Here is a 22,947-nt window from a genome sequence, read left to right as displayed (position 1 = left end):
AGGTAGAATCATGCTAGTGTCGAAGAAAGAAATCGAAGTGCGCTATGCAGAAACCGATCAGATGGGCGTTGTGTATCATGCTAACTATTTAGTATGGATGGAAATAGGTCGAACGCAGTTTATTAGTGATTTAGGTTTTAGCTATGCACAAATGGAAAGAGACGGTGTGCTGTCGCCAGTTATTGATATACAGGCTTCATATAAAAAGCCGCTTCATTATGGCGAGACAGCTGTAGTACATACTTGGGTTGAGAACTATGACGGTCTACGCGTTGTGTACGGCTACGAAATTTTTAATTCAAATGAAGAACTTGCGTTAACAGGAACATCGTCACACGTATGTGTGAAAAAAGAAAACTTTAAGCCTATTTCGATTCGCCGTAATTATCCGGAATGGCATAAAGCCTATGAAGATGCCAAAAAGCAGGGTTAAGCGCAAGAATAAAAAGCATCGATAAATCGATGCTTTTTTTCTTACGCTTCGTAATGAAAGTCAGGTTCTTTTGTTTCTTCATTATAATTTACGGTCAAATCATGACCGTCAAAGTACCAAAGGTCTTCATCTTCTACGAAGAATGTTAAACCGTCAACTTTTGTTTCAACGCCAACGTTTTTAGGAGAATCTGTGTTTACACCTAAAGAAAAACCTTTTTGAACGTTGCTGCATCCGCCGTAGCGAACAAAAAAGCGAATTGTTTCGTTTCCTTCTAGCATCATTTCATCTTTGTACCACGTAGCTGCTGCTTCTGTTACTGTTAATTTCATTCATTATGCTCCTTCCAATACTGCGGATACATTTATTATAGTAGAAAGGTAGATAAATTACCAATATATACGAATCCAGCTAGGAAGGAATGAGATAAAATAAAATAAAACGATTTAATATAGAGGTGAAGGCTTCATTTCTATATTAAATCGTTTCATTCTTTCATTTGAAATCATATTGTTTTCCAATGGTTTCCCAGCAGTGAACGCAGTAGCGGCTTCCTTCTAGCTGTGCATCCATTTTCTTATTTCGTTTGCAAATGGGGCATTTTTTCTTCACATCATTCACCTCCTTATTTTAGTATCAGTATAACTAATAAATAAGAAATGTATTCGCTTACAAGGTGGTTATAAAAAAAGAAATAAGAGGAAGATCCTCTTATTTCTTTTTACCTGACAAAAATGTGACTTTCGGTTCTGTTTTGTTAAGAATACGGGTAATGTTTGCGCGGTGTCTGTAAATGACAAAGGCTACAATTAAACCAATAATCATAATAAGCACGTAGTCTTGTTTAAACAGCGTGTAGATAAAGGTTAATACCCCGGTAATCATTGATGACAGTGATACATATTTCGTTATGTATAAGCAGATAAAAAAACATAATAGTACGAAAACAAATAAAAGAGGTTCATAACATAAAATCACTCCGGCGGACGTGGCAACAGCTTTCCCGCCTTTAAATTTCGCGAAAACAGGAAAAATATGACCAATGACAGCAAATAAACCAATGAAGAGAATGTTTTGATTCGTATTAAATAAAAGCGGTAAAGAAGCTGCTAGGGTTCCTTTTAGAATGTCTCCCAGCGTAACGATAATTCCGGCTTTTACACCCAATGTACGAAAGGAGTTGGTCCCGCCTAAATTGCCGCTTCCATGCTCTCGTATATCGATGCCGTATCCTAGTTTTCCAACAACTAGTCCAAAAGGAATAGAGCCCAAGATATAGGCAAGAATAGGTAATAAATAATTCATGTTTGAAAGCTCCTTTATTTCTATATCGTTTCTATTTTACCATGAGATACTTAAAAAAACATAGCTAGTTTTGGGTGAGAGACAATTATTTTAAAAAAAGAAGACGTTTACAAAAATAGAGAAAACGGGTACTATATGCAGGAAATCAACTGTAAATCGCGAATGTTGTTCAGTACATATTATATAGCTAAGAGAGGTAATAGACATGTCCATTAAAATTCCTTCCCGTCAAGAGCTTGGTAAAATATTAAAAAAAAGCAAGCGCATTGCTGTAGTAGGTTTATCAGATAACCCTCATCGAACGTCTTATATGGTTTCAGAAGCCATGCAGCAACAAGGCTACGAGATTATTCCGGTGAACCCGACAATAAACTCAGCGCTCGGCGTAAAAGCCGTATCTTCATTAAAAGAAATTGAAGGACATATTGATATCGTTAATGTATTTCGCCGCTCTGAGCATTTGCTTGAAGTTGCAGAAGAGTTTTTAGAAGTAGATGCAGACGTATTTTGGGCACAATCTGGTTTAATTAATGAAGAAGCATATGACCTGCTCGCTAAAAAAGGGTATACTGTAGTTATGGATCGTTGTATAAAAGTTGAGCATGCTTTAACAAAGTAAGATCTATAAGCAGAACAACCAACCCATGCACACTGCTTGCATGGGTTTCACCATGCGTTGAAATAGTAAGAGCTTTTCCGCTACAATAGACGTTAGACAGCTAGCTTTATAATGCTTATAATCCATGAATACACAAGATATTGCTTTTATAATACGGAAATTTGTGCTAAAATCTTGTAAGTACGCAAAAATAGAAACATACGTTCTGTTGATGCGAACACTATAAAATTAAAAGATAGGATACATGATCATTTATTCTTAGACACGAAGCGCAAACGTTTGTGTTTCATACATAATGTAGTAATGTTCGTTGTGATGAAAGGGGTAGTATGAATGGCTCGGAAACAACAATTTAATTATAATGAAGATGCAATTCAAGTACTAGAAGGATTAGATGCCGTTCGTAAACGTCCTGGTATGTATATTGGAAGTACGGATACACGAGGTCTGCATCATTTAGTATATGAAATCGTCGACAACTCTGTCGATGAAGCTCTAGCAGGCTACGGAGAAGAAATTATTGTAACCATTCACAAAGATAATTCAATTTCTGTACAAGATAAAGGTCGAGGTATGCCAACGGGCATGCATAAACTAGGAAAACCAACGCCTGAAGTTATTTTAACCATCTTGCATGCAGGAGGTAAATTCGGACAGGGTGGATATAAAACAAGCGGAGGCTTACATGGAGTAGGTGCATCTGTTGTAAATGCGCTGTCTGAATGGTTGACTGTAACCATTCATAGAGATGGATTTATTTATGAACAGCGTTTTGAAAATGGAGGAAAGCCGGTTACGACGCTAGAAAAAATAGGGAAAACGAAAAAAACGGGAACAACGATTCATTTCAAACCGGATGCCACGATCTTTTCAACAACTGTGTATAATTATGACACGCTGTGTGAACGGCTCCGCGAATCGGCTTTTCTGTTAAAAGGATTCAAAATAGAGTTAATCGATAAAAGACATGATCGTCACGATATCTTTCATTATGAAACAGGTATTCAAGCCTTCGTTTCATATTTAAATGAAGAAAAAGATTCACTTCATCCAGTCGTCTTTTTTGAAGGGATTCACCATAATATTGAAGTTGAATTTGCCTTTCAATTTAATGATGGTTATTCTGAAACCATTTTATCATTCGTTAATAATGTTCGTACCAAAGATGGTGGAACGCATGAGTCCGGTGCAAAAAGCGCTATGACCCGTGCATTTAATGAATACGCCCGTAAAGTAAGCTTGCTAAAAGAAAAAGATAAAAACTTAGAAGGAACAGATATACGAGAAGGCTTGGGAGCAATCGTTTCCGTTAGAATACCTGAAGAGTTGCTTCAGTTTGAAGGACAAACAAAAGGAAAGTTAGGTACAAGTGAAGCTCGTTCGTCCGTAGATGCAGTTATTTCTGAAAAACTTGCCTATTTCTTAGAAGAAAACCCGGACGTAAGCTCTCTTCTTGTAAAAAAAGCAATCAAAGCTGCTCAAGCGCGTGAAGCAGCACGAAAGGCAAGAGAAGATGCAAGAAACGGGAAGAAACGAAAGCGTCAAGAAACCGTTCTAAGCGGAAAGTTAACGCCTGCGCAATCAAGAAATCCTCAGCGAAACGAACTGTACTTAGTCGAAGGGGATTCCGCCGGAGGTTCAGCAAAACAAGGAAGGGATCGCCGCTTTCAAGCTGTGCTGCCACTGCGAGGGAAGGTTATCAATACCGAAAAAGCTAAGCTTCAAGATATTTTTAAAAACGAAGAAATTAGTACGATCATCCACGCGATAGGCGGAGGAGTAGGAGCAGATTTCACCATTGATGATATTAACTACGATAAAATAGTCATCATGACCGATGCGGATACGGATGGCGCTCATATTCAAGTGCTTCTGCTAACGTTTTTCTACCGCTATATGAAACCGCTTGTGGAAGCAGGAAAAGTATTTATTGCTCTTCCACCGCTCTATAAAGTAAGTAAAGGTTCAGGTAAAAAAGAAGTGGTTGAATATTCATGGAGTGACGAAGAATTGCAAGGTGCTATCGATAAGGTAGGAAGAGGGTATATGATTCAACGCTATAAAGGTCTCGGTGAAATGAACGCAGATCAGCTGTGGGAAACAACAATGAACCCAGAGACGCGTACGCTGATTCGTGTTCGTATTGACGATGCTGCCCGCGCTGATCGTCGTGTGACCACTTTGATGGGCGATAAAGTAGAACCTCGCAGAAAATGGATTGAAAGCAACGTAGCGTTTGGATTAGAAGAAGATCCAAATATTTTAGATAATGAAAATGTATTAACGGTCGCAGAGGAGGACGTACAATGACACAAACAGAACGCTTTTTAGATTTACCTCTTGAGGATGTACTAGGCGACCGTTTTGGTCGATACAGTAAATATATTATTCAAGAGCGTGCACTGCCGGATGCAAGAGACGGGTTAAAACCCGTTCAGCGCCGTATTTTATATGCAATGCACGTAGATGGAAATACAGCAGAAAAAGGCTTTCGCAAGTCAGCCAAAACTGTAGGGAATGTAATTGGTAACTATCACCCTCATGGTGATTCATCTGTATATGATGCCATGGTTCGAATGAGTCAAGAATGGAAAGTTAGAAATGTATTAATCGAAATGCATGGAAACAACGGAAGTATTGATGGAGATCCCCCAGCAGCAATGCGTTATACAGAAGCTCGCCTTTCATCGATTGCTGCAGAACTTCTACGAGATATTGACAAACAAACGGTTGAGTTTGTGTCTAACTTCGATGATACAAGCAGTGAACCAACTGTGTTACCGGCTATGTTTCCTAACTTGCTAGTAAATGGATCCACGGGTATTTCAGCTGGTTATGCTACAGAACTTCCTCCTCATCATTTAGGTGAAGTAATTGACGCAACGATCATGCGAATTGATAAACCAACGTGTACAATTGAAGAGTTGATGACGGCTATTCAAGGTCCTGATTTTCCTACGGGAGGAATCATTCAAGGGGTAGACGGGATTAAGAAAGCCTACGAGACAGGTAAAGGAAAAATTATTATTCGCGGAAAAACGGAAGTGGAGTCCATTCGCGGCGGAAAACAGCAAATTGTCATTACAGAAATTCCGTTTGAAGTAAACAAAGCCAACCTTGTTAAGAAAATGGATGAGCTTCGTTTAGATAAAAAAGTGGAAGGTATTGCTGAAGTTCGCGATGAAACGGATCGTACGGGTCTGCGCATCGTAGTAGAATTAAAAAAAGATGCAAATGCTCAAGGAGTACTTCACTATCTTTATAAAAATACGGATCTGCAAGTACCGTATAATTTTAACATGGTTGCTATTGCTAAAAAGCGACCAAAGCTTATGAGCTTGGCTAACATTCTTGATGCTTATATTGATCATCAAAGAGAAGTGGTAACAAATCGTTCTAAATATGAACTGCAAAAAGCACGTGAACGTGAACATATTGTAGCGGGATTGATTAAGGCCCTGTCGATTTTAGATGAAGTTATTGCGACGATTAGAGCTTCTAAAGATAAGCGCGACGCTAAAAATAATTTAATTGCCAAATATGAATTTACAGAACCTCAAGCAGAGGCGATTGTATCGCTTCAATTATACCGTTTGACAAATACGGACATCACAGCTCTACAAGCGGAAGCCGAAGAGCTAGGTGCTAAAATTAACGAGTTAGAAGAAATCTTACATAGCGAGAAAAAACTTTTTAATGTAATCAAAAAAGAATTACGCCGTGTAAAGAAGCAATACAGTACAGAACGCCGCTCAAAAATTGAAGCGGAAATCGAAGAAATTAAGATTAATCTAGAAGTGATGGTTCCATCTGAAGAAGTGATGGTGACAGTCACAAAAGACGGATACGTAAAACGAACAAGCCTTCGTTCCTACGCCGCGTCTAACGGGCAAGACTTCGGTATGAAAGATACGGACCGAATTTTAGCGAAGTATGAAATTAATACAACCGAAACGCTGCTCATCTTCACAAACAAAGGGAATTATTTATATATGCCAGTGCACGAACTTCCTGATATCAGGTGGAAAGACATGGGGCAGCATATCATGAACATTGTTCCAATTGATAAAGAAGAGCAAATTGTACGGGCGATACCGGTGAAAGAATTTAAAGAAAATCAGTATCTGCTTTTCTTTACGAAAAATGGTATGGTCAAAAAATCAGAATTACTTCAATATAAAGCACAGCGCTACTCCAAAGCCCTTGTCGCGGTTAATTTAAAAGGCGATGATGAAGTAATTGATGTATATCAAACGGATGGTAAAAAACAAGTGTTTATTGCCACTCGTTCTGGCTACGGATTGCGTTTCCCGGAAGAAGAAATCAATATTGTAGGAACTCGCGCTTCTGGTGTGAAAGGAATTAACTTAAAAGACGATGATTATGTTGTAAGCGGCGTTATCTTCGATGAAGATGAAGCTCTATCAACTGAATTATTTATCGCCACGCAGCGAGGAGCTGTGAAAAAGACAAAAATTACTGAGTTTGAAGAATCAGCACGAGCAAAACGAGGGCTAGTGATGGTCCGAGAACTAAAATCTAATCCGCATCAAATTGCAAAAGTAAAAGCAATTTCTAAAGAACATTACATGATAGTAGAATCATCCAAAGGTCAAATCGAGCAGGTTGATCCGTCTACAATGCGAGCTAGCGACCGATACAGCAACGGTTCATTCGTATTGGACCAAAGTGAAGCTGGCAATTTAATTGATGTGTGGCTGGAAGAAAAATAACAAAAAAAGTAGTAAAGTTTTTAACACTTTACTACTTTTTTTGTCTAATATTTTTAAATTAAACTATGTTCTAAATAAACAATATAAAAGAATTTCCCTACTCATTATCCCAGATAAACATTATACATCTTCTACACAAGCCTCTAAGAAACTTTTGAATGTTCCAATTGTCCTACACATATATATAAAAGAACAACTAGGAGGTGTTATAGATGAACTACTTTATTCACGTAACTCCTAAGACTAAACTTTTTGTTCGAGATATTGGAAAAGGGGAACCCGTTCTTTTCCTTCACGGGTGGCCGGTTAACGCTAAAATGTACGAATACCAATTTACAACGTTGCCGGCCCGAGGTATTCGATGTATCGCTCCTGATCTTCGGGGATTCGGAAAATCAGATGCACCTTTCACCGGCTATTCTTATAATCAATTAGCGGATGATGTTCGCATGTTAGTAGAAAGACTGGAGCTTAAAAATTATACGCTCGTAGGCTTTTCTATGGGGGGAGCCATTGCCATTCGATATATGAGCAGACATTTAGGATATGGCGTGAAGAAGTTAATTTTATTAGGAGCAGCGGCTCCTAGTTTTATTCAAAAAACTGATTTTCCATATGGACTTCCTTCTGAAGAAGTAAATACAATTATTCAAAATACGTATAGAGATCGTCCTAACATGCTTGAAGAGTTTGGGAAAAAGTTTTTTAATCAGCCAACCAGTTCAGCTTTTAGAGGGTGGTTTCAAGATTTAGGTTTAGAGGCATCCGGTCATGGAACGATTAAAACTGCGGTGTCTTTACGAGACGAAGACTTACGGGAAGATTTAAGTCAAATTTTCGCTGAGACATATATATTACACGGGAAAAAAGATCAAATTTGTCCATTTGATCTTGCAAAAGTTATGAATCGTCATATTTCATTTTCTACACTTCTTCCATTTGAAAACAGTGGACACGGCCTTTTTTATGATGACCGTGAGAAAGTAAATGACACTCTTATTGAACTCATCGCTAAAAGCTCAGCCTACAAGTAAGGATATACATTTAAAACCGAACTGGCAGCCAAATAAAAAAAGTAAAAACCCGGCACCTAACGTAATGAAACGAAGAAGCTTAGGCGTGATAAATTTTCTTGTAAAATGAATGCTGCTGGCAATATTTAAATTCCAAAGAAGGATGCCAAAGATAATAAAGAAACTGTGAAAAAAGACAGATAGCCATGTTTGACTTTGGAGGCTTTCGCTTAAGCTTGACCCAAATACACCAAACCAAAACACAATATTTAAAGGATTCATAAGAGCAATGAAGAAACCTGTAAAAAACGACTTATCTCTTTTGATAGAGGGTTTATTTACATCTATTGAAAAGGAGCGAGAAACAGCTTGTTTCATACTTTGAAAGCCAACAAATGTGAGCATGACAAAACCAGTTGCATACAGGGTAACAGTAACAGCCTGCATCTGAACAAAAGGCGTTAACCCTATTAAAATGAGGAGCATAAATAAAATGTCGGCCGTCATGCCTCCTAAACCAACTAGCCAAGAAGCCCAAAAACCTTTCGTCAGGCCTTTTTTAATCATCTCTATATTAATTGGACCTACCGGTGCTGCGAGACTAATACCTAGAATTATTTGTTTTATAGCAATCAAAAACCACTCCACAAACACAGCCTCCTTTCTAACTTGTCCAATAGTAGCTTATATATATATATAGATTAGAGTTTTATAATTTAGAAGCGACATTTAGTTAAAAATGCTCATAAACTTTCTTTTCTTTAATACACATGTAACGTTGAGTTCCATAAGGAGGGTTTTAATGGCATCAAAAATGCTTTTTCGAGCCAATGAGATTTTAGAGTCAACGCACGTCCCGTTTTGGGGAAAAGATGCTTTTCAATATTTCCGAAGCGATATATTATCAGAAGAAAATCCATTTCCTTGTATATTAGGGGTAGAAGGCTTTAAAAAAGATTTACTGCGGTTTTCATTTGTGACTACTCCTTATAACTACCAAGATATTAGGAATGCAGCGTCGGCACTTAGAGAATACATAGATACTTTTAAAACCATAGGTCGCTATACATCCTTTGTGTTATTCTTTAAGCCTGAACATAAAGAACGTTCAATGGAAGAGTACGAAACGATGTTTTGGGATACGTTGACGTTTCTTCATCAAATTGATCAAAAGAAATGGCCGCAAGACATTCCAAAAGATCCAAAAGATCCATTATGGGAATTTTGCTTTCACGGAGAACCTATTTTTGTCGTCTGTAATACGCCTGCTCATTCTTTACGTAAAAGCCGTAAGAGCAGGGGATTTATGATTACATTTCAACCTCGGTGGGTGTTTGAAGGTATGACAGGAGATTCAAAAATAGGGCGGCACGTACAAAAGGTGGTCCGCGATCGGTTAAAAACATATGATGACGTATCAGCTCACCCTGAGTTAGGATGGTATGGACAGCAGGAAAACCGAGAGTGGAAGCAATATTTTTTACACGATGATAACAACTATACTACCGGACAGTGTCCGTTTAAATTAAAAAGGAGTGAGCAGCATGGACGTAAAAAAAGCCTCTATTAAAAAAGGAGTTGGCGGAAAGTTTGAAGAAGTAATTAAAGAACTGCTTCCGGCGTATACTGGATACGTTGAAGTACAGCATGATATTGCTTTTCAAACGCACCCATCTCATACCCATCCAACTGATGAAATTCTTCATATACTTGAAGGATCTATTTACTTTACAGTTGAACATGATACGGTTCTATGTCAGGCAGGAGATCGGATACATTTACCGAAACAGACGGTTCATTCGTCAAAAGCCGGTCCTGATGGGTGCACATACGTTATTTCCATTTTAAAATAAAGATGAAAGAAGATGATGCTTATGCTACGTTCCCGGCCAGTGCTGCTGCTTATTGATGTACAAGAAGGATTTTATTCACCACAGTGGGGGGAAAGAAACAATCTAGATGCAGAAAAACATATGCTGACGCTACTGCAAGCATGGAGGCGCCAAGACTATCCTGTTATTCACGTACAGCATGCATCAGAAAATCCAGATTCTCCTTTACACCCCAGTTCGAAGGGGTTTCAGTTCAAAGAAGGGTTTGGTCCACAAGAAGACGAATACTTAATTCGCAAACACGTGAACAGCTGTTTCATTGGAACAGAGCTAGACAGTTATTTAAAAGCAAATGGTTATGATACGCTTATCTTAATAGGACTAACTACCAATCACTGCGTCTCCACGACTGCCCGCATGGCTGGAAATCTAGGGTACAGAACGTACGTTGTAAACGATGCAACAGCTTGCTTTGATGGTATGTCCTACGATGGAAAAACAAGGCTTCCTGCAGAAGATGTACATACATTCGCACTGTCTTCTTTGCATGAGGAGTTTGCGACGGTCGTTTCTACAAAAGAGACACTTCAAGTTCTTCAAACCTTTCAATATGCTCAAAATCACAACTGATGTGCATGTGCACATCGGTTTTTTATGTAGATTATGTTTATTAAAAGAAGTAAAATAAAGATAATTCTATACTATAAGGAGTTTGTACATATGATCATTCGTTATGCTAAAGAAGAAGATTTACCTATGCTTGTTGAAATTTATAACCAGTCTGTTCAAACAAGTGCTGCTACTTTTGACTTAACGCCTGTAACAGTAGAGCATAGAAGGAGCTGGTTTAATAATCATATTAGCAATGAACTTTTTCCGCTTATTGTCGCAGAAAAAGATGGGGTAGTAGCGGGCTATGCTTCGCTTTCTTCTTATCGAGATAAAGAGGCGTACATTCAAACGGTAGAGCTATCGATTTATATTGATAAAAACCAGCAGGGGCATGGCATTGGAAAAAAGCTTATGAAGCGAATTTTGGAATTAGCTAAAGAACTCAACCATCACGTTGTTATTTCAGGGATTACAAAAGGGAATGATATCAGTATCAAAATGCATGAGCAATTTAATTTTACATTTTGCGGAGAATTTAAAGAAGTAGGCTGGAAATTTAATCAGTGGCAAGATGTTCTTTTTTATCAGCTTATTTTATAAGATGTATGACACCTTTACACATTGTAACGTTTTAGTTTCATGTGTAAAGGTTATTAAAATAATAAGTCGTTTTATTATTTTAATACGAAAGGTGTTAGCTATCATGAATACACATTTTCAATATCAGTATCTAAGAGCTATTCCAAAAAGATGGTCAAAAAAAGAACTGCATATCCAGCTGAATAGAATCAAACACAACTCTGAACTATCTACTATAGCAGCAGATCCGCTTTTTTATCTGTTAGAATGTACCCATTCAGGCCTTCAAACTCAACAAGAAATCATAGACTACATCCAAAGCATTCCTACTCATCAACTTCCATCTTTTGTAACCTATTTAAGCAGGTTAATTCAGCATATTTATTATATAGAAGCTGCTGATTACTGTAATCGCCCCCTCAAAGGTTATATGCTTGTTATGAAAAACCAGCCCGCCTATATATCTCTTCATTTTGCTGATCAGATCACGTAAAAAAGCTCTCTATTCAAAAGAATAGAGAGCTTTTTTTATTCGTATTTTTTTACTGTTACTTGGCATTCTTTTAACGGAATAAGTTTTGACTTTTTCGTCCATTTGTATCCTAACCAAACAATTAAGAATAAAGGAAGTCCGATATAAGAAACAAGTACACCGTACCAGTCAATCGAATCACCCGTAAACGCCGAATAGTTTTGACCTAAAATGACAACAGCACATAAAATAAAGGCAAAGATAGGACCAAACGGGAAAAGTTTTGCATGATATGGAAGTTCACTCAAATCATGACCTTGAGCAACAAATGCTCTTCTAAAACGATAGTGGCTGATGGCAATTCCTAACCAAGCAATAAAACCAGACATACCAGAAGCGTTAAGTAACCACGTGTATACCGCACCGTCTCCAAAAAATGAAGCACCAAATGCAAGTGTACCGACAAGTGCCGTTGCGATTAAAGCATTAACCGGAACGCCTCGTTTATTTACTTTTGCTAAGAACCTCGGTGCTTTTCCATCTTTCGCTAAGTTCCAAAGCATACGCGTAGAAGCATACATACCTGAGTTACCAGCAGATAAAACGGCTGTTAAAATAACGGCATTGATAGCTGATGCTGCAAACGCCAGACCTGCTCGTTCGAATATTAAAGTAAATGGACTTACCCGCACATCATCACTTGCTAATGAATCCGCTGTGTATGGAATAAGCATCCCGATAACAAAAATAGCTAAAATATAAAATAACAAGATGCGCCAGAAGACTTGTTTAACTGCGCGAGGAACCGTTTTTTCCGGATCTTCACTTTCTCCAGCTGCGACTCCAAGCAACTCTGTTCCTTGGAATGAAAAACCAGCAGCCATAAAAATACCTAAGACAGTAAAGAATCCACCGTGAATGGGTCCATCACCAAGCGTGAAGTTTTTAAAACCTGGTGCTTCATTGTTAAAGATACCAAAAATCATCATAATACCAATAACTAAAAAGATGATAACCGTTACTACTTTAATTAACGAAAACCAAAATTCAGATTCACCAAATCCTTTTACAGAAAGGTAGTTAAGCCCAAACATAATTAATAAAAACAGGGCACTCCATAAAATAGAAGAAGAGTTTGGGAACCAAAATTTCATAATAAGGGCTCCAGCCGATAATTCAGCTGCAATCGTAATAGCCCAGTTATACCAATAGTTCCAGCCGAGAGCGAAACCAAAGGATGGATCTACAAACCGAGACGCATACGTACTAAACGAACCGGCTTCAGGCATATAAGCTGCGAGCTCCGCTAGGCTGGTCATCAAAAAGTAAACCATGACACCAATGATAGCGTAAGCTAAAAGCGCTCCCCCAGGTCCTGCTGTGTGAATTGCTCCACCACTTGCTAGGAATAAGCCGGTTCCGATGGCTCCTCCTAATGAAATCATCGTCAAGTGGCGAGATTTCAACCCACGTTTTAATTCTTGCTGCTCTTGCATAGATAAATACTCCTTTCGAATGTACGGAAAGAGACGGGATAACATAAAAAAAGCCCGCAGTATATGTGCGCGCTTTTAAATCTGAAAACCGCGTCAACCTTCCGTGAAGATAGCTCTTCACATCACTCGCATGATGTGACAGTTCTGTTCCTGTTCGGAGACAGCCCCAGCTTAAATCAACCGAGAAGTGATCTAAACTTCGGCAATTTTTCCTTTCAAGCAACATCCTCAATGTTCTCTGCATTTCCGTTGCTTTACTATTAAAAACTGCGACCTCTACCTCATCGATTAGGATGAGGGTTTTTTATATTCATTTGACATAAAAGAAGTATACCAAATACTAAAACGATTGTCATTATAAAAAATAGATTCAGAAAATAGAAACATCTTTGAAATCTCTCGAATCTATTTTGTTACATATGATATAATGGATGTTGTCATAATACTACATAAATATCCGAACGTACCACAGGGGGAGCCGCCGTGCTGAGAGTGAACAAATTGTTCAGACCCTTCGAACCTGTTAGTTAACGCTAGCGTAGGAATGTGGGAATAGTAGCATATATTTGCTTACTCCTGTGTAAACCGTTTGATATGAATGATTCAAAAACAGGAGTGAGAAACGTGAATAAAGCATTACCTTTACAGGCTAAAATTGAAATAGCTATTTTTGCAGCATTGGCACTTCTACTTGATCTTTTGCCTTCCATTAAGATTGCAACGGCTGTGAGTATTTCGTTCTCCATGGTGCCCATTTTTATTATGTGCTTTCGCTGGGGAGTAAAAGGCGGGGCTCTATCTGGTCTATTATGGGGGCTTTTACAGTTGGCAACAGGAACGGCTTATATTTTAACAGCGCTGCAAACGTTTATTGAATATATTGTGGCTTTTGCTTTTATAGGTTTTGGAGGTATTTTTTCGCAATCTATTAAAACAAATTTAGCTAACAATAACAGATCAAAAGCTTTTGTTTTGATTGTTTTATCCCTTATTATCGGCAGCTTCGCACGGTATTTCTGGCACTTTATTGCGGGTATTATTTTCTGGGGATCATATGCGCCAAAGGGCATGTCCGCTCTATGGTATTCTTTTTCAATGAACGGGATTTCAATGGTAGGATCACTAATAGCCTGCTTAATCATTCTTTCACTATTAATTCCATCGGCATCAAGAATGATTATAACTAAATCACACTCATCATAAGCAAAAAGACTAAATCTACCAAGATTTAGTCTTTTTTGTCATTTGTCACCTTTGTTTACACAAAAGTGTGTCAGGTTTGATAACATAGTTAGTGAAATATTCAAAAAACTGTTTTATGATAATCACCATATTCAAACGAGATAAGGGATTGATAGCATGCTACAGAAATGGATCACGAGCATAGGTTTAGATATTGGAACAAGTACAACAAAACTGATTGTAAGCAAGCTGTTAATAGCAAATCAACAAAATCAGTTTACGCTGCCAGGCTGTCAAATTATTGATCGTCGCGTAACGTATGCAAGTTCTATCTATACCACTCCTATGCTAAACGATGTTGAAATCGATGTTCAACGATTAACGGTACTACTAGAACAAGAGTATAAGAATGCAGGAATCTCCTTAGATCAAGTGGAGGCAGGTGCTGTGATCATCACAGGAGAAACGGCCAGAAAGAAAAATGCAGAAAGTATCGTTCACTATCTAGCCGAACATGCTGGGGATTTTGTTGTTGCAACAGCCGGCGCTGACTTAGAAGGAATATTAGCTGCAAAAGGATCAGGAGCAATCGAACGTTCTGCTGAAACAAATGCAGTAATTGCCAATATTGATGTAGGAGGAGGAACTGCTAACATCGCTTTATGTCAAAATGGAAAAGTTATAGAAACGTTTACACTGCATGTGGGAGGAAGATTAATTCGTCTGAATTCAGAAGGTTTGGTTACCTACGTTTCTTCTCATTTAACTGAATTTTTGAAAAATAATTCTTTAACACTGCGAGAAGGTGAAAAAGCAACATTTGAAAAGCTCTCGTCTATCTGTCAATTACTAGCTGAAGAAACCGTGAATTATGTAAATGCGCTGAATCAAAATTCCTCGCTGATCGTTTCTCCTCATACAAGATCTTCTATCCCCGAAATGATCATGGTTTCAGGAGGAGTAGGAGAAATGATGGAGAAGCAAAAGCCAAAAACAGTGAAGGAAGTGGCCATACATGGAGACGTTGGTCCGCTTCTAGCATATCATTTTCAATCCATCCAAGTATCTCAAGCCGCTGAGACAACGCGCGCTACTGTAATTGGGGCTGGTATGCAAAATACAGAAGTTAGCGGATCAACTGTATACATTGGGTCAAAGCGGCTGCCGTTAAAAAATATACCGATTGTAGAGATACCTGTTCAGCAAGAAGAGAAATGGAATCCGCTGATGTTTCAAGAAAGAGCTCGAGCGGCATGTATGCAGGCTTCAACTATTTTCAGCGCAGAAGATCCCCCCGCTGCTATTGCTTTATCTCATTTTCCTTACTGCAGCTATAAGATGCTTCAAGAATTAGCAAAAGTAATAAGCGCTGAATTTATTGCTTGTTTTAAAGGAGCTAAGTGCCTCGTTGTTCTATGCGAGCAAGATATTGCAAAAGCTTTAGGACAAGCATTAGCTAAACAGAGGAAAGAGTTAGAAATTATTTGTTTAGATCAAATTGATTTTACACACGGAGATTACATTGATCTAGGGTTACCAGTAGCTGGAGAAGCGATCTCCGTTTCCGTTAAAACGCTCGCTTTTTCATCATAATCTACTAAATATACAAGGAGGAAACGATGTTTAAAACTACACGATTGTTAGGAGAAACATTTTCATTTTATAGCTTAAAAGAAATCATGGCCAAAGCAAACGAAGAGCGTTCTGGAGATCAGCTCGCAGGAGTTAGCGCTGAGTCAATGAAAGAACGAATGGCAGCAAAGCAAGTCCTAGCTGATATCACACTTGCTGATATCAGAAACTATCCGCTGCTCAGCGCAGATGAAGACAACGTCTCGGCATTAATCGAAAGTCAGATTGATTCATCTGTTTACGATATTATTAAAAATTGGACAGTAGGGGATTTAAGAGAATATATTTTATCCGATCAGCATAGCGGAGAAGACCTTCTTGCACTTAGCCAAGGATTAAGCAGCGAAATGATTGCGGCGGCTACTAAAATTATGTCCAATTTAGATTTAATTCAAGGAGCTGCCAAGATAGAAGTGCAAACTACTTGTCAAACGACTATCGGCCAAAAAGGAGTATTGGCTTCTAGAGCCCAGCCTAATCATCCTTCAGATAATTTAAAAGGAATGAGAGCATCTCTATACGAAGCGTTAAGCTATGGAATTGGAGATGCGGTTATCGGAATTAACCCTGTTATTGACACAACGGATAATATCTACGCGCTTTTAAATGAAACAAAAAATATAATCAACGAATGGTCAATTCCTACTCAAAACTGTGTATTATCACACGTAACGAGTCAAATGAGAGCAATTGAAAAAGGAGGATCTGCTGACTTGATTTTTCAAAGTTTAGCAGGTACAGAAGCTGGTAATGATTCATTTGGAATTTCACTGTCTATGCTCGATGAAGCGACAGCGTTAATTCGTGAAAAAGGAACGGCAAAAGGTCCAAACCGCTGGTATTTTGAAACAGGACAAGGTTCTGAACTGTCAGCAGAAGCTCACTATAACATTGATCAAGTAACGCTCGAAGCCAGATGCTACGGCTTAGCTCGTCACTACAAGCCTTTTTTAGTTAATACAGTTGTTGGATTTATTGGACCTGAATACTTATATAACAGCAAACAAGTTCTACGAGCTGGGTTAGAAGATCATTTTATGGGTAAAATGCACGGCCTGCCTATGGGAGTAGACGTATGTTACACCAACCACATGGATGCTGATCAAAATGATATGGATAATTTAAGTATGCTTCTGGGAACAGCTGGAGTGAACTTTGTCATAGGAGTGCCCATGGCTGATGACTGCATGCTAAACTACCAGTCTCTTAGTTATCATGACATTGCAACGGTCCGTAACGTGTTAGGTCGTACCCCAACGCCGTTATTTCAAAAGTGGCTTGAAGATCAGCGTATTATGGACAACGGGCGCTTTACGTCTAGAGCCGGAGACCCAACTATTTTTATGAATTTGATTTAAGGAAGGTGCTTACTATGATACCAAAGTCAAATCGCGATCCGCTTGAAACACTTAAACAATTTACCCCTGCCCGCATAGGTGTCGGCCGTACAGGAACAAGGCCGCTAACAAAAGACGTTTTATCTTTTCGCACGGATCACGCTGCAGCTGTAGACTCTGTATATGGAGTAGTTTCAGAAGATATTTTAGCCGAGTTTAACCTTTTCTCTGTGAATACACGTGTGGAGTCAAAAGAACATTATTTAAAACGGCCAGATCAAGGAAGGTTATTAGCAGATAACGCTAAGAAAGAAATTTTTAAAAACTGTGTGCAGCGGCCTGATGTACAAGTGGTAGTCTCGGATGGACTGAGCGCCAAGGCAATTGAAGAAAACATAAGCGACGTCTATCCAGCTTTAATTGACTCCCTGCAGTCATATGGACTTCATATCGGGACTTCATTTTTTGTAAAAGGGGGACGAGTTGCGTGTATGGATGAAATAGGCGAGATCATAAAGTCAAAAGCACTTGTGCTATTGATTGGGGAGCGACCTGGACTGGTCAGTGCTGAATCAATGAGTGCTTACATGTGCTATGAACCTAGCAAAGGCAAAAAAGAGTCTGATCGTATGGTCATTTCTAATATTCATAAAAGAGGGACGCCTCCTATTGAGGCAGCCGCACATATCGGTACCATGATTGACAAAATGATCAAGCAGCAAACAAGCGGTGTACATCTTATTGTCTAAACATCAAAAGGAGGAGAACGTATGGCGTTACAAAAACAATTAAAACCTATTCATTTATGGGCTATTTCAGTTGGTATGGTTATTTCAGGACAATACTTTGGGTGGAATTACGGGTTTGAACAAGGCGGGATTATCGGACTTGCAATTGCAACCTTAATTGTAACTGTGTTTTACACGACGTTTATGTTCAGTTATGCAGAGCTTTCAACATCTATCCCGCAAGCAGGTGGACCTTCAGCTTATGCAAGAAGAGCACTTGGACCTTTTGGGGGATATATCGCAGGAATTGCCTGCTTGCTTGAATTTATTTTTGCTCCTCCTGCTATTGCCGTATCAACAGGAGCATACCTGCATTTTCTCATTCCAGCCGTTAACCCTGTATACGCAACAGTAGGTGCCTTTATTTTCTTTGTTTTATTAAATTTAATCGGGGTAAAAGAAGTAGCGGTGATTGAGCTTACAGCTACCATTGTTGCACTAATTGGTTTATCTATTTTTTATGTAGCTGGTTTGCCTCATGTACAAACATCGAATATTTTTAATGATCATTCATTTATTAACGGGCCAACAGGGGTATTAGCAGCTATTCCATTCGCTGTTTGGTTTTATCTGGCAATAGAAGGAGGAGCAATGGCAGCGGAAGAAGTGGAAAATCCTAAGAAAAACATTCCTAAAGGATTTATTGGAGCGATTATTACTCTAGCAACCGCAACGTTGTTTACACTATTTGTAACAGCTGGACTTGGCGGAGGAAGCGGGAAGCTAGCCGATTATCCACTTCCACAGGCGCTGTCTTCTGTATACGGAAACGGCATTTCAACCGTTGTTGCTATTATCGGGCTATTCGGCTTGATTGCTAGCTTAAATGGAATCATCATGGGATTTTCAAGACAAACCTATGCGCTTGCACGAGATGGTTACTTTCCTAAATTTCTCGCTAAAACGAATAAAAAAGGAGTTCCTGTCGGCGGTTTGTTGATTCCGGGAGCAATCGGCGTGATTTGTGCAGGATCTGCAACGTTTGCCAATGCACTTATTATCTTATCCGTGTTCGGAGCAATGATGATGTACTGCATCAGTTTAGTTTCTCTCTTTATTTTACGCAAAAAAGAACCTAACCTGTCCCGTCCTTTTAAAGTGAACTACCCGGTCGTGCCAAGCATTGCCTTAGTATTAGGGATTCTGTGCTTGTACAGCATCATAAAATACAGTGTTCTTACAACAAATTTAATGCTGTTTGGCGTTTCTCTACCTCTAATTTATGTGATTCTTGGAATTTTCCTTCTTTCAATTATTTACTATGTCTTTTATGGCTCTAGACAGCTCAAAAAAGAAGCAGCCAATTCATATCAAGAAGCATCCATTAAATAGGAAGAAAAACGGCTCGCTGTAAAGGCAAGCCGTTTTTCTTGTGAAATTAAAGGGTTGAGCGTTTTTTTGTAGAATGATATACTAGGTCTGTTTGTTGGAAGAATATACATACATTTATATTAGATAAAGAAGGGGCAATTATGATGAACAAACGTAATACAATCATTATCACGGTTGTTTCATCTATTCTGTTATCAGCCTGTCAGCAAGAAGAAACATTAAAAGACGGAAATACAATGATAGTAGAAAAAGATGCAAAAAAAGTACTAAACGAACCAAAAACACAGGTAGAAAGCATTCAATCGATTGATTTAAATAAAGAAGCAATGAGCGGGAAATTTATTACAGCCTGGATGACTGATTACTTTTCAGCGTTTGGAAAAGCAGTGGATCAAAACTCTTTTGATGATTTAAAAGCTTTTTTGAAAGCGGACAGTTCTTTTTATAAAGAGCAAAGTCTTCTTGTTGAAAATTTCACACGCCAAGGCATCGAGCAGAAGAAGCAAACGTTTCATATTGTCAATTGGTATGAAGAACCTAACCATGTGTTCAAAATACAAACCCACGAAGAAAGCTTATTAAAGCAGCCGGGTAAAGATCCTTATACTAAAATTTGTGACCGCCTTTATACAGCCGTTTATCAAAACGATACGTTAAAGTTATCGAGTGTAGAACCATTTGACTTTTCATCTAAACCAAATGCAAGCACTGAAACTCCCACTACACAAACAACAGATTTACACGACTACGATGGAAAATGGACCACTGGCAATGATAACGGATCTCCTATCATTCAATTTCTTGCTACATCCAACTCGGAAGCAACGATTAAAATAAATTCGTACCAGCCACCTAGCAAAATCCGCGTGTCAACCGTTGAACAAAAAAATATTCGCTTTGAAAATAACCAAGCAGCCATTGAATATGAAAATGATGGACAAGGAAATAAAGGAACCATTGTTATTACGCTCAAAGAAAATTCCATTTCATTACTTGCTAAAACAGATCAAAATAAAAAGGCAAAGTGGGGAATTCCAAGCGGTGATTACGTGCTCGATACGTTTGAGAATTAAAGATCATTTTAAAAACAGACTAAATTCGGCATTGAGGAGGACACCTTATGCATAAAAAATGGACGATTGCATTCGTTCTACTGCTGCTAATGGTTTTGACGGCCTGTGAAGAAAAAGAAACAGTTAAGTTATCCAAACCAACCGAACCTTCCTCAGATGAAGTGATTCCAAAAGATCAAGCTAAGTCATCTCTTCCGCCTGATCTTGTATCAGAAAAAAAAGCAGAAAAAACTGCGGTTGAGACGATGAACAAAATTTCAAGTACCTATAAAGAATTAGGCGAAGAGTACGAATGGGAAAATGAATCTAACCCTGCTGATTATGAAACGCTAAAAAAAGCGTTAACACCATACGCAACTTCATCTTTAATTGCAACAAAGCTAAAAAGTATTTCTACTAATTATTACTGCAAAGAATGCAATATGAGCTTTTTTCCTGATGTAACTCATCTGATTCGATTTGAACTTATTAACAATCATGCTGGGCAATTTTCGATCTCGGCTATTGAGCCAATTAGTAAAGAAGGAAGCGGCGGACTGACCATTTACATGAATTTTAAATACGTTAATAAGAACTGGAAGTTAAATGAGTGGGATGAAGTTACCTATCATCAAAAATACCTCAACATTACGGCCGATGAATATATCGAATACGTAAAGTCAATTAATCCTTCTAGTGATATTTCATACCAAGGTAAAACGACCCGCACAAATGAAAAAGGTGAAAAGGAAGAAATCTTGGTTTTCAAAGAGAATAATAAAACGTATGGCATCAGCAAAAACAGCTCTCAGCGAATCGACGATTTTAAAGAAGATGAAAAAGAAAAAGAAGAGAAGGAAGAAAAAGATTTTAATTTAAAAAACATCCAAAAAGTTGATCAAGAAACAGCGGATATTTTCATTGAACATTATTTACGAGATTTAACAAAGTCCATTAACACGAATAAATTTGAACACGTACAGCCTTATATCCAGCGGGATAGTGTTTTGTGGAATGATCAAAAGCAGCTTGTGAAAATGCTGTACGAAAGAGACATTCGAGAAGAACTCATTGATTATTCAGTATTGGACGTGGAATCTGTGAGTGAAGAAGAGGGCGAAGCGGTCTATACAATTCAAACGAAAGAAGTCATTTCAATTACAACGAACGGTCAAAGTCAGGAAAAAGAGTATTATCGAACCTATACCGTTTCCTGCAGCAATAAACAGCTGCACCTGACTAAAATTGAATCACTTTAAAAAACATCACGCTCTGCGTGATGTTTTTTATTTACAGATAAGTTCGCAGGATATCAAGATAATTCTTTCCGATCATCTGCTCTTGGCAGTTTTTCGATCCATCCTTTTTTGATCATTATTCGGCCAAAAGAAGAGATGGTTTTTAAATCCCTTAAAATAGAAGCATCACAATGTCCGGCTACGTCTATTCTCATACTAGTTATCATAGCTGCAGCATAATATGTAGTAGCTAAATGAAACAAAAATCCCGCATGAAATACCATTAGTTTATCAGAAAATGGGGCTACGTCAGAATTTGTAATTTCAGAATCCATCAAGCGTGGAGACTGCAGGTTTTCTTGTTGAAGTAAGGAAGAAAAAATGTTTATATTCTTACTGGCTGTGTGCAAACATTCTTCCATAAAGCTATGGATATCTTTATCTTTCGTTACCTGTTTGAAGCCAATCACAAGCGCTTTAGCTGCGATACTCTTTTTTAAGTTAAAATAAATATTTCCAGCTTCCATTGAGTTCAACTGTCTTTTGTCTCCGAATAGGTCCATGACATATCCCCATTCTGTAATCGAGTGACCTCTTTCTGTTTTAGAAAAGTAGGGAGATCGTTGATAAATACCTTTCGATATAAGAATTTCAATAGATTTATTATAAAGGTCCATCGCATCAATATTGCATTGATAATAATGGTCACGTATATCTTTGCGTGCTGAAACACTAAAAGATATACTATATCCAGCCAACCCGTGCATGGTCATTTCGTGTATATATACTAACCAAAAGGTGTCCGTAAACAAAGGAGGAGCATCTAGATTTACATCTTTATCAGTAAAGCCGATCGGCAAATCTAATTTTTCAGCTTTAAAAATATTTCTAAGCACGTGCAAATGTTTTTCAGCCAGTTCTAAAGTAAATTCAAAAAGAGAATAAACCTCAGAATCTTTAACCTTTGCTAACACATATTTACTAATACAAACAGACATGGTGTCTTGGATGTATTGTGCCCATAAACTTGTAATTTCTGATGACGTCAATCTATTTTTCTGATTATCCAAATTCGGTACCTCCAATTATTACTTAAACTCCTACTAGTGTTCCCAAAACATTGCTGTCTAACACAATCAAAATCCTTTAGTTAACTAACGCAAGATAACTCTTCCTTATCAAGCGTTCGTATGATAAAGTAGATAAATAAGCAGAAAACAGAATTATTTTTACATATAATGGATGTCTTCATTAAAATCTTTTAAAAACGGCTTTTTAAATTGAGTTTTGAG

Annotated in this window: 22 protein-coding genes and 2 riboswitches; of the genes, 17 read left to right on the top strand and 5 right to left on the bottom strand. The window is 38.1% G+C overall.

The features are described from left to right. Window positions 1-10: 10 nt before the first annotated feature. Window positions 11-433 carry an acyl-CoA thioesterase gene (locus ACFX4E_RS20725; protein ID WP_028408348.1) on the top strand — a complete coding sequence of 141 codons (423 nt, stop codon included), beginning with the start codon at window positions 11-13 and terminating at the stop codon, window positions 431-433. A 41-nt stretch (window positions 434-474) separates the two neighbouring features. On the opposite strand, the gene ACFX4E_RS20720 is transcribed toward ACFX4E_RS20725, so the two are convergent. Then, entirely contained in the window at window positions 475-765 is a 291-nt protein-coding gene (locus ACFX4E_RS20720) for a HesB/YadR/YfhF family protein (protein WP_013057245.1), read from the bottom strand. Between the two features lie 379 nt (window positions 766-1,144). Next, window positions 1,145-1,738 (bottom strand): glycerol-3-phosphate 1-O-acyltransferase PlsY, encoded by a 594-nt coding sequence (gene plsY, locus ACFX4E_RS20715; protein ID WP_060745510.1) that lies wholly within the window; start codon window positions 1,736-1,738, stop codon window positions 1,145-1,147. 205 nt (window positions 1,739-1,943) lie between these two features. Between plsY and ACFX4E_RS20710 the strand changes: the two genes are divergently transcribed. The 4 genes from ACFX4E_RS20710 (at window position 1,944) to ACFX4E_RS20695 (ending at window position 8,124) form a co-directional block, all read left to right on the top strand. Further along, entirely contained in the window at window positions 1,944-2,357 is a 414-nt protein-coding gene (locus ACFX4E_RS20710) for a CoA-binding protein (protein WP_013057242.1), read from the top strand. Between the two features lie 333 nt (window positions 2,358-2,690). After that, window positions 2,691-4,667, top strand: coding sequence for a DNA topoisomerase IV subunit B (gene parE, locus ACFX4E_RS20705; RefSeq protein ID WP_013057241.1), 1,977 nt, complete (start codon window positions 2,691-2,693; stop codon window positions 4,665-4,667). Continuing rightward, window positions 4,664-7,090, top strand: coding sequence for a DNA topoisomerase IV subunit A (gene parC, locus ACFX4E_RS20700; RefSeq protein ID WP_060745511.1), 2,427 nt, complete (start codon window positions 4,664-4,666; stop codon window positions 7,088-7,090). Before parE ends, parC begins: the two co-directional genes overlap by 4 nt. A gap of 212 nt (window positions 7,091-7,302) precedes the next feature. After that, window positions 7,303-8,124: an alpha/beta fold hydrolase gene (locus tag ACFX4E_RS20695; RefSeq protein ID WP_098249602.1), complete on the top strand. Its 822-nt coding sequence runs from the start codon at window positions 7,303-7,305 to the stop codon at window positions 8,122-8,124. Here ACFX4E_RS20695 and ACFX4E_RS20690 read toward each other — a convergent pair. Beyond that, complete coding sequence (locus ACFX4E_RS20690) at window positions 8,110-8,751, bottom strand: LysE family transporter (protein WP_060745513.1); 642 nt, start codon at window positions 8,749-8,751, stop codon at window positions 8,110-8,112. The genes ACFX4E_RS20695 and ACFX4E_RS20690 overlap by 15 nt on opposite strands. 154 nt (window positions 8,752-8,905) lie before the next feature. On the opposite strand from ACFX4E_RS20690, the gene ACFX4E_RS20685 reads away from it, so the two are divergent. The 5 genes from ACFX4E_RS20685 (at window position 8,906) to ACFX4E_RS20665 (ending at window position 11,619) form a co-directional block, all read left to right on the top strand. Further along, window positions 8,906-9,673: a YqcI/YcgG family protein gene (locus ACFX4E_RS20685; RefSeq protein ID WP_098249603.1), complete on the top strand. Its 768-nt coding sequence runs from the start codon at window positions 8,906-8,908 to the stop codon at window positions 9,671-9,673. After that, a complete protein-coding gene (locus ACFX4E_RS20680) occupies window positions 9,648-9,956 on the top strand; it encodes a cupin domain-containing protein (RefSeq protein WP_034651653.1) in 309 nt (102 codons plus the stop codon). The genes ACFX4E_RS20685 and ACFX4E_RS20680 overlap by 26 nt, the downstream gene beginning before the upstream one ends. A gap of 21 nt (window positions 9,957-9,977) precedes the next feature. Then, on the top strand, window positions 9,978-10,565 hold the full coding sequence (locus tag ACFX4E_RS20675; RefSeq protein WP_098250008.1) for a cysteine hydrolase family protein: 588 nt from the start codon (window positions 9,978-9,980) through the stop codon (window positions 10,563-10,565). Window positions 10,566-10,655: 90 nt separating this feature from the next. Beyond that, window positions 10,656-11,147: a GNAT family N-acetyltransferase gene (locus ACFX4E_RS20670; protein WP_060745515.1), complete on the top strand. Its 492-nt coding sequence runs from the start codon at window positions 10,656-10,658 to the stop codon at window positions 11,145-11,147. 103 nt (window positions 11,148-11,250) lie between these two features. After that, window positions 11,251-11,619, top strand: a complete 369-nt coding sequence (locus ACFX4E_RS20665; protein WP_377238278.1) for a hypothetical protein — start codon at window positions 11,251-11,253, stop codon at window positions 11,617-11,619. A gap of 35 nt (window positions 11,620-11,654) precedes the next feature. On the opposite strand, the gene ACFX4E_RS20660 is transcribed toward ACFX4E_RS20665, so the two are convergent. Continuing rightward, a complete protein-coding gene (locus ACFX4E_RS20660; protein WP_050689739.1) occupies window positions 11,655-13,094 on the bottom strand; it encodes an amino acid permease in 1,440 nt (479 codons plus the stop codon). A 102-nt stretch (window positions 13,095-13,196) separates the two neighbouring features. After that, window positions 13,197-13,381: riboswitch (Lysine riboswitch) on the bottom strand. Window positions 13,382-13,555: 174 nt separating this feature from the next. Next, window positions 13,556-13,656, top strand: a riboswitch (TPP riboswitch). A 32-nt stretch (window positions 13,657-13,688) separates the two neighbouring features. Between ACFX4E_RS20660 and thiT the strand changes: the two genes are divergently transcribed. From thiT to ACFX4E_RS20625, 7 genes are all read left to right on the top strand, one after another. After that, window positions 13,689-14,297, top strand: coding sequence for an energy-coupled thiamine transporter ThiT (thiT, locus tag ACFX4E_RS20655; protein WP_050689751.1), 609 nt, complete (start codon window positions 13,689-13,691; stop codon window positions 14,295-14,297). 156 nt (window positions 14,298-14,453) lie between these two features. Further along, window positions 14,454-15,869 carry an ethanolamine ammonia-lyase reactivating factor EutA gene (locus tag ACFX4E_RS20650; protein WP_377238279.1) on the top strand — a complete coding sequence of 472 codons (1,416 nt, stop codon included), beginning with the start codon at window positions 14,454-14,456 and terminating at the stop codon, window positions 15,867-15,869. A gap of 26 nt (window positions 15,870-15,895) precedes the next feature. Continuing rightward, window positions 15,896-17,266, top strand: coding sequence for an ethanolamine ammonia-lyase subunit EutB (locus tag ACFX4E_RS20645; RefSeq protein ID WP_377258420.1), 1,371 nt, complete (start codon window positions 15,896-15,898; stop codon window positions 17,264-17,266). 14 nt (window positions 17,267-17,280) lie between these two features. Further along, window positions 17,281-17,994, top strand: coding sequence for an ethanolamine ammonia-lyase subunit EutC (eutC, locus tag ACFX4E_RS20640; RefSeq protein WP_098249607.1), 714 nt, complete (start codon window positions 17,281-17,283; stop codon window positions 17,992-17,994). Window positions 17,995-18,015: 21 nt separating this feature from the next. After that, entirely contained in the window at window positions 18,016-19,365 is a 1,350-nt protein-coding gene (eat, locus tag ACFX4E_RS20635) for an ethanolamine permease (protein ID WP_028408364.1), read from the top strand. A gap of 143 nt (window positions 19,366-19,508) precedes the next feature. Continuing rightward, window positions 19,509-20,438 carry a TcaA NTF2-like domain-containing protein gene (locus ACFX4E_RS20630; RefSeq protein WP_377258423.1) on the top strand — a complete coding sequence of 310 codons (930 nt, stop codon included), beginning with the start codon at window positions 19,509-19,511 and terminating at the stop codon, window positions 20,436-20,438. A 47-nt stretch (window positions 20,439-20,485) separates the two neighbouring features. After that, entirely contained in the window at window positions 20,486-21,676 is a 1,191-nt protein-coding gene (locus ACFX4E_RS20625; protein ID WP_377238282.1) for a TcaA NTF2-like domain-containing protein, read from the top strand. A gap of 53 nt (window positions 21,677-21,729) precedes the next feature. Here ACFX4E_RS20625 and ACFX4E_RS20620 read toward each other — a convergent pair whose 3' ends face one another. Next, window positions 21,730-22,725 (bottom strand): DUF3231 family protein, encoded by a 996-nt coding sequence (locus tag ACFX4E_RS20620; protein WP_336063718.1) that lies wholly within the window; start codon window positions 22,723-22,725, stop codon window positions 21,730-21,732. Window positions 22,726-22,947 lie beyond the last annotated feature (222 nt).

The sequence above is a fragment of the Priestia sp. YIM B13491 genome (assembly GCF_042787605.1).
Classification (GTDB): domain Bacteria; phylum Bacillota; class Bacilli; order Bacillales; family Bacillaceae_H; genus Priestia; species Priestia megaterium_E.
The sequence above is the reverse complement of the archived record's forward strand: the minus strand, read 5'-3'. Positions and strand labels throughout refer to the sequence as shown.

Coding starts and splice junctions, on each gene's coding strand:
- ACFX4E_RS20685 (WP_098249603.1), top strand. CDS start 8,906: ATGGCATCAAAAATGCTTTTTCGAGCCAATGAGATTTTAGAGTCAACG.
- ACFX4E_RS20710 (WP_013057242.1), top strand. CDS start 1,944: ATGTCCATTAAAATTCCTTCCCGTCAAGAGCTTGGTAAAATATTAAAA.
- ACFX4E_RS20650 (WP_377238279.1), top strand. CDS start 14,454: ATGCTACAGAAATGGATCACGAGCATAGGTTTAGATATTGGAACAAGT.
- ACFX4E_RS20670 (WP_060745515.1), top strand. CDS start 10,656: ATGATCATTCGTTATGCTAAAGAAGAAGATTTACCTATGCTTGTTGAA.
- ACFX4E_RS20680 (WP_034651653.1), top strand. CDS start 9,648: ATGGACGTAAAAAAAGCCTCTATTAAAAAAGGAGTTGGCGGAAAGTTT.
- ACFX4E_RS20660 (WP_050689739.1), bottom strand. CDS start 13,094: ATGCAAGAGCAGCAAGAATTAAAACGTGGGTTGAAATCTCGCCACTTG.
- ACFX4E_RS20645 (WP_377258420.1), top strand. CDS start 15,896: ATGTTTAAAACTACACGATTGTTAGGAGAAACATTTTCATTTTATAGC.
- ACFX4E_RS20725 (WP_028408348.1), top strand. CDS start 11: ATGCTAGTGTCGAAGAAAGAAATCGAAGTGCGCTATGCAGAAACCGAT.
- ACFX4E_RS20630 (WP_377258423.1), top strand. CDS start 19,509: ATGAACAAACGTAATACAATCATTATCACGGTTGTTTCATCTATTCTG.
- parC (WP_060745511.1), top strand. CDS start 4,664: ATGACACAAACAGAACGCTTTTTAGATTTACCTCTTGAGGATGTACTA.
- ACFX4E_RS20675 (WP_098250008.1), top strand. CDS start 9,978: ATGCTACGTTCCCGGCCAGTGCTGCTGCTTATTGATGTACAAGAAGGA.
- ACFX4E_RS20695 (WP_098249602.1), top strand. CDS start 7,303: ATGAACTACTTTATTCACGTAACTCCTAAGACTAAACTTTTTGTTCGA.
- ACFX4E_RS20665 (WP_377238278.1), top strand. CDS start 11,251: ATGAATACACATTTTCAATATCAGTATCTAAGAGCTATTCCAAAAAGA.
- eat (WP_028408364.1), top strand. CDS start 18,016: ATGGCGTTACAAAAACAATTAAAACCTATTCATTTATGGGCTATTTCA.
- eutC (WP_098249607.1), top strand. CDS start 17,281: ATGATACCAAAGTCAAATCGCGATCCGCTTGAAACACTTAAACAATTT.
- plsY (WP_060745510.1), bottom strand. CDS start 1,738: ATGAATTATTTATTACCTATTCTTGCCTATATCTTGGGCTCTATTCCT.
- thiT (WP_050689751.1), top strand. CDS start 13,689: ATGAATGATTCAAAAACAGGAGTGAGAAACGTGAATAAAGCATTACCT.
- ACFX4E_RS20720 (WP_013057245.1), bottom strand. CDS start 765: ATGAAATTAACAGTAACAGAAGCAGCAGCTACGTGGTACAAAGATGAA.
- parE (WP_013057241.1), top strand. CDS start 2,691: ATGGCTCGGAAACAACAATTTAATTATAATGAAGATGCAATTCAAGTA.
- ACFX4E_RS20625 (WP_377238282.1), top strand. CDS start 20,486: ATGCATAAAAAATGGACGATTGCATTCGTTCTACTGCTGCTAATGGTT.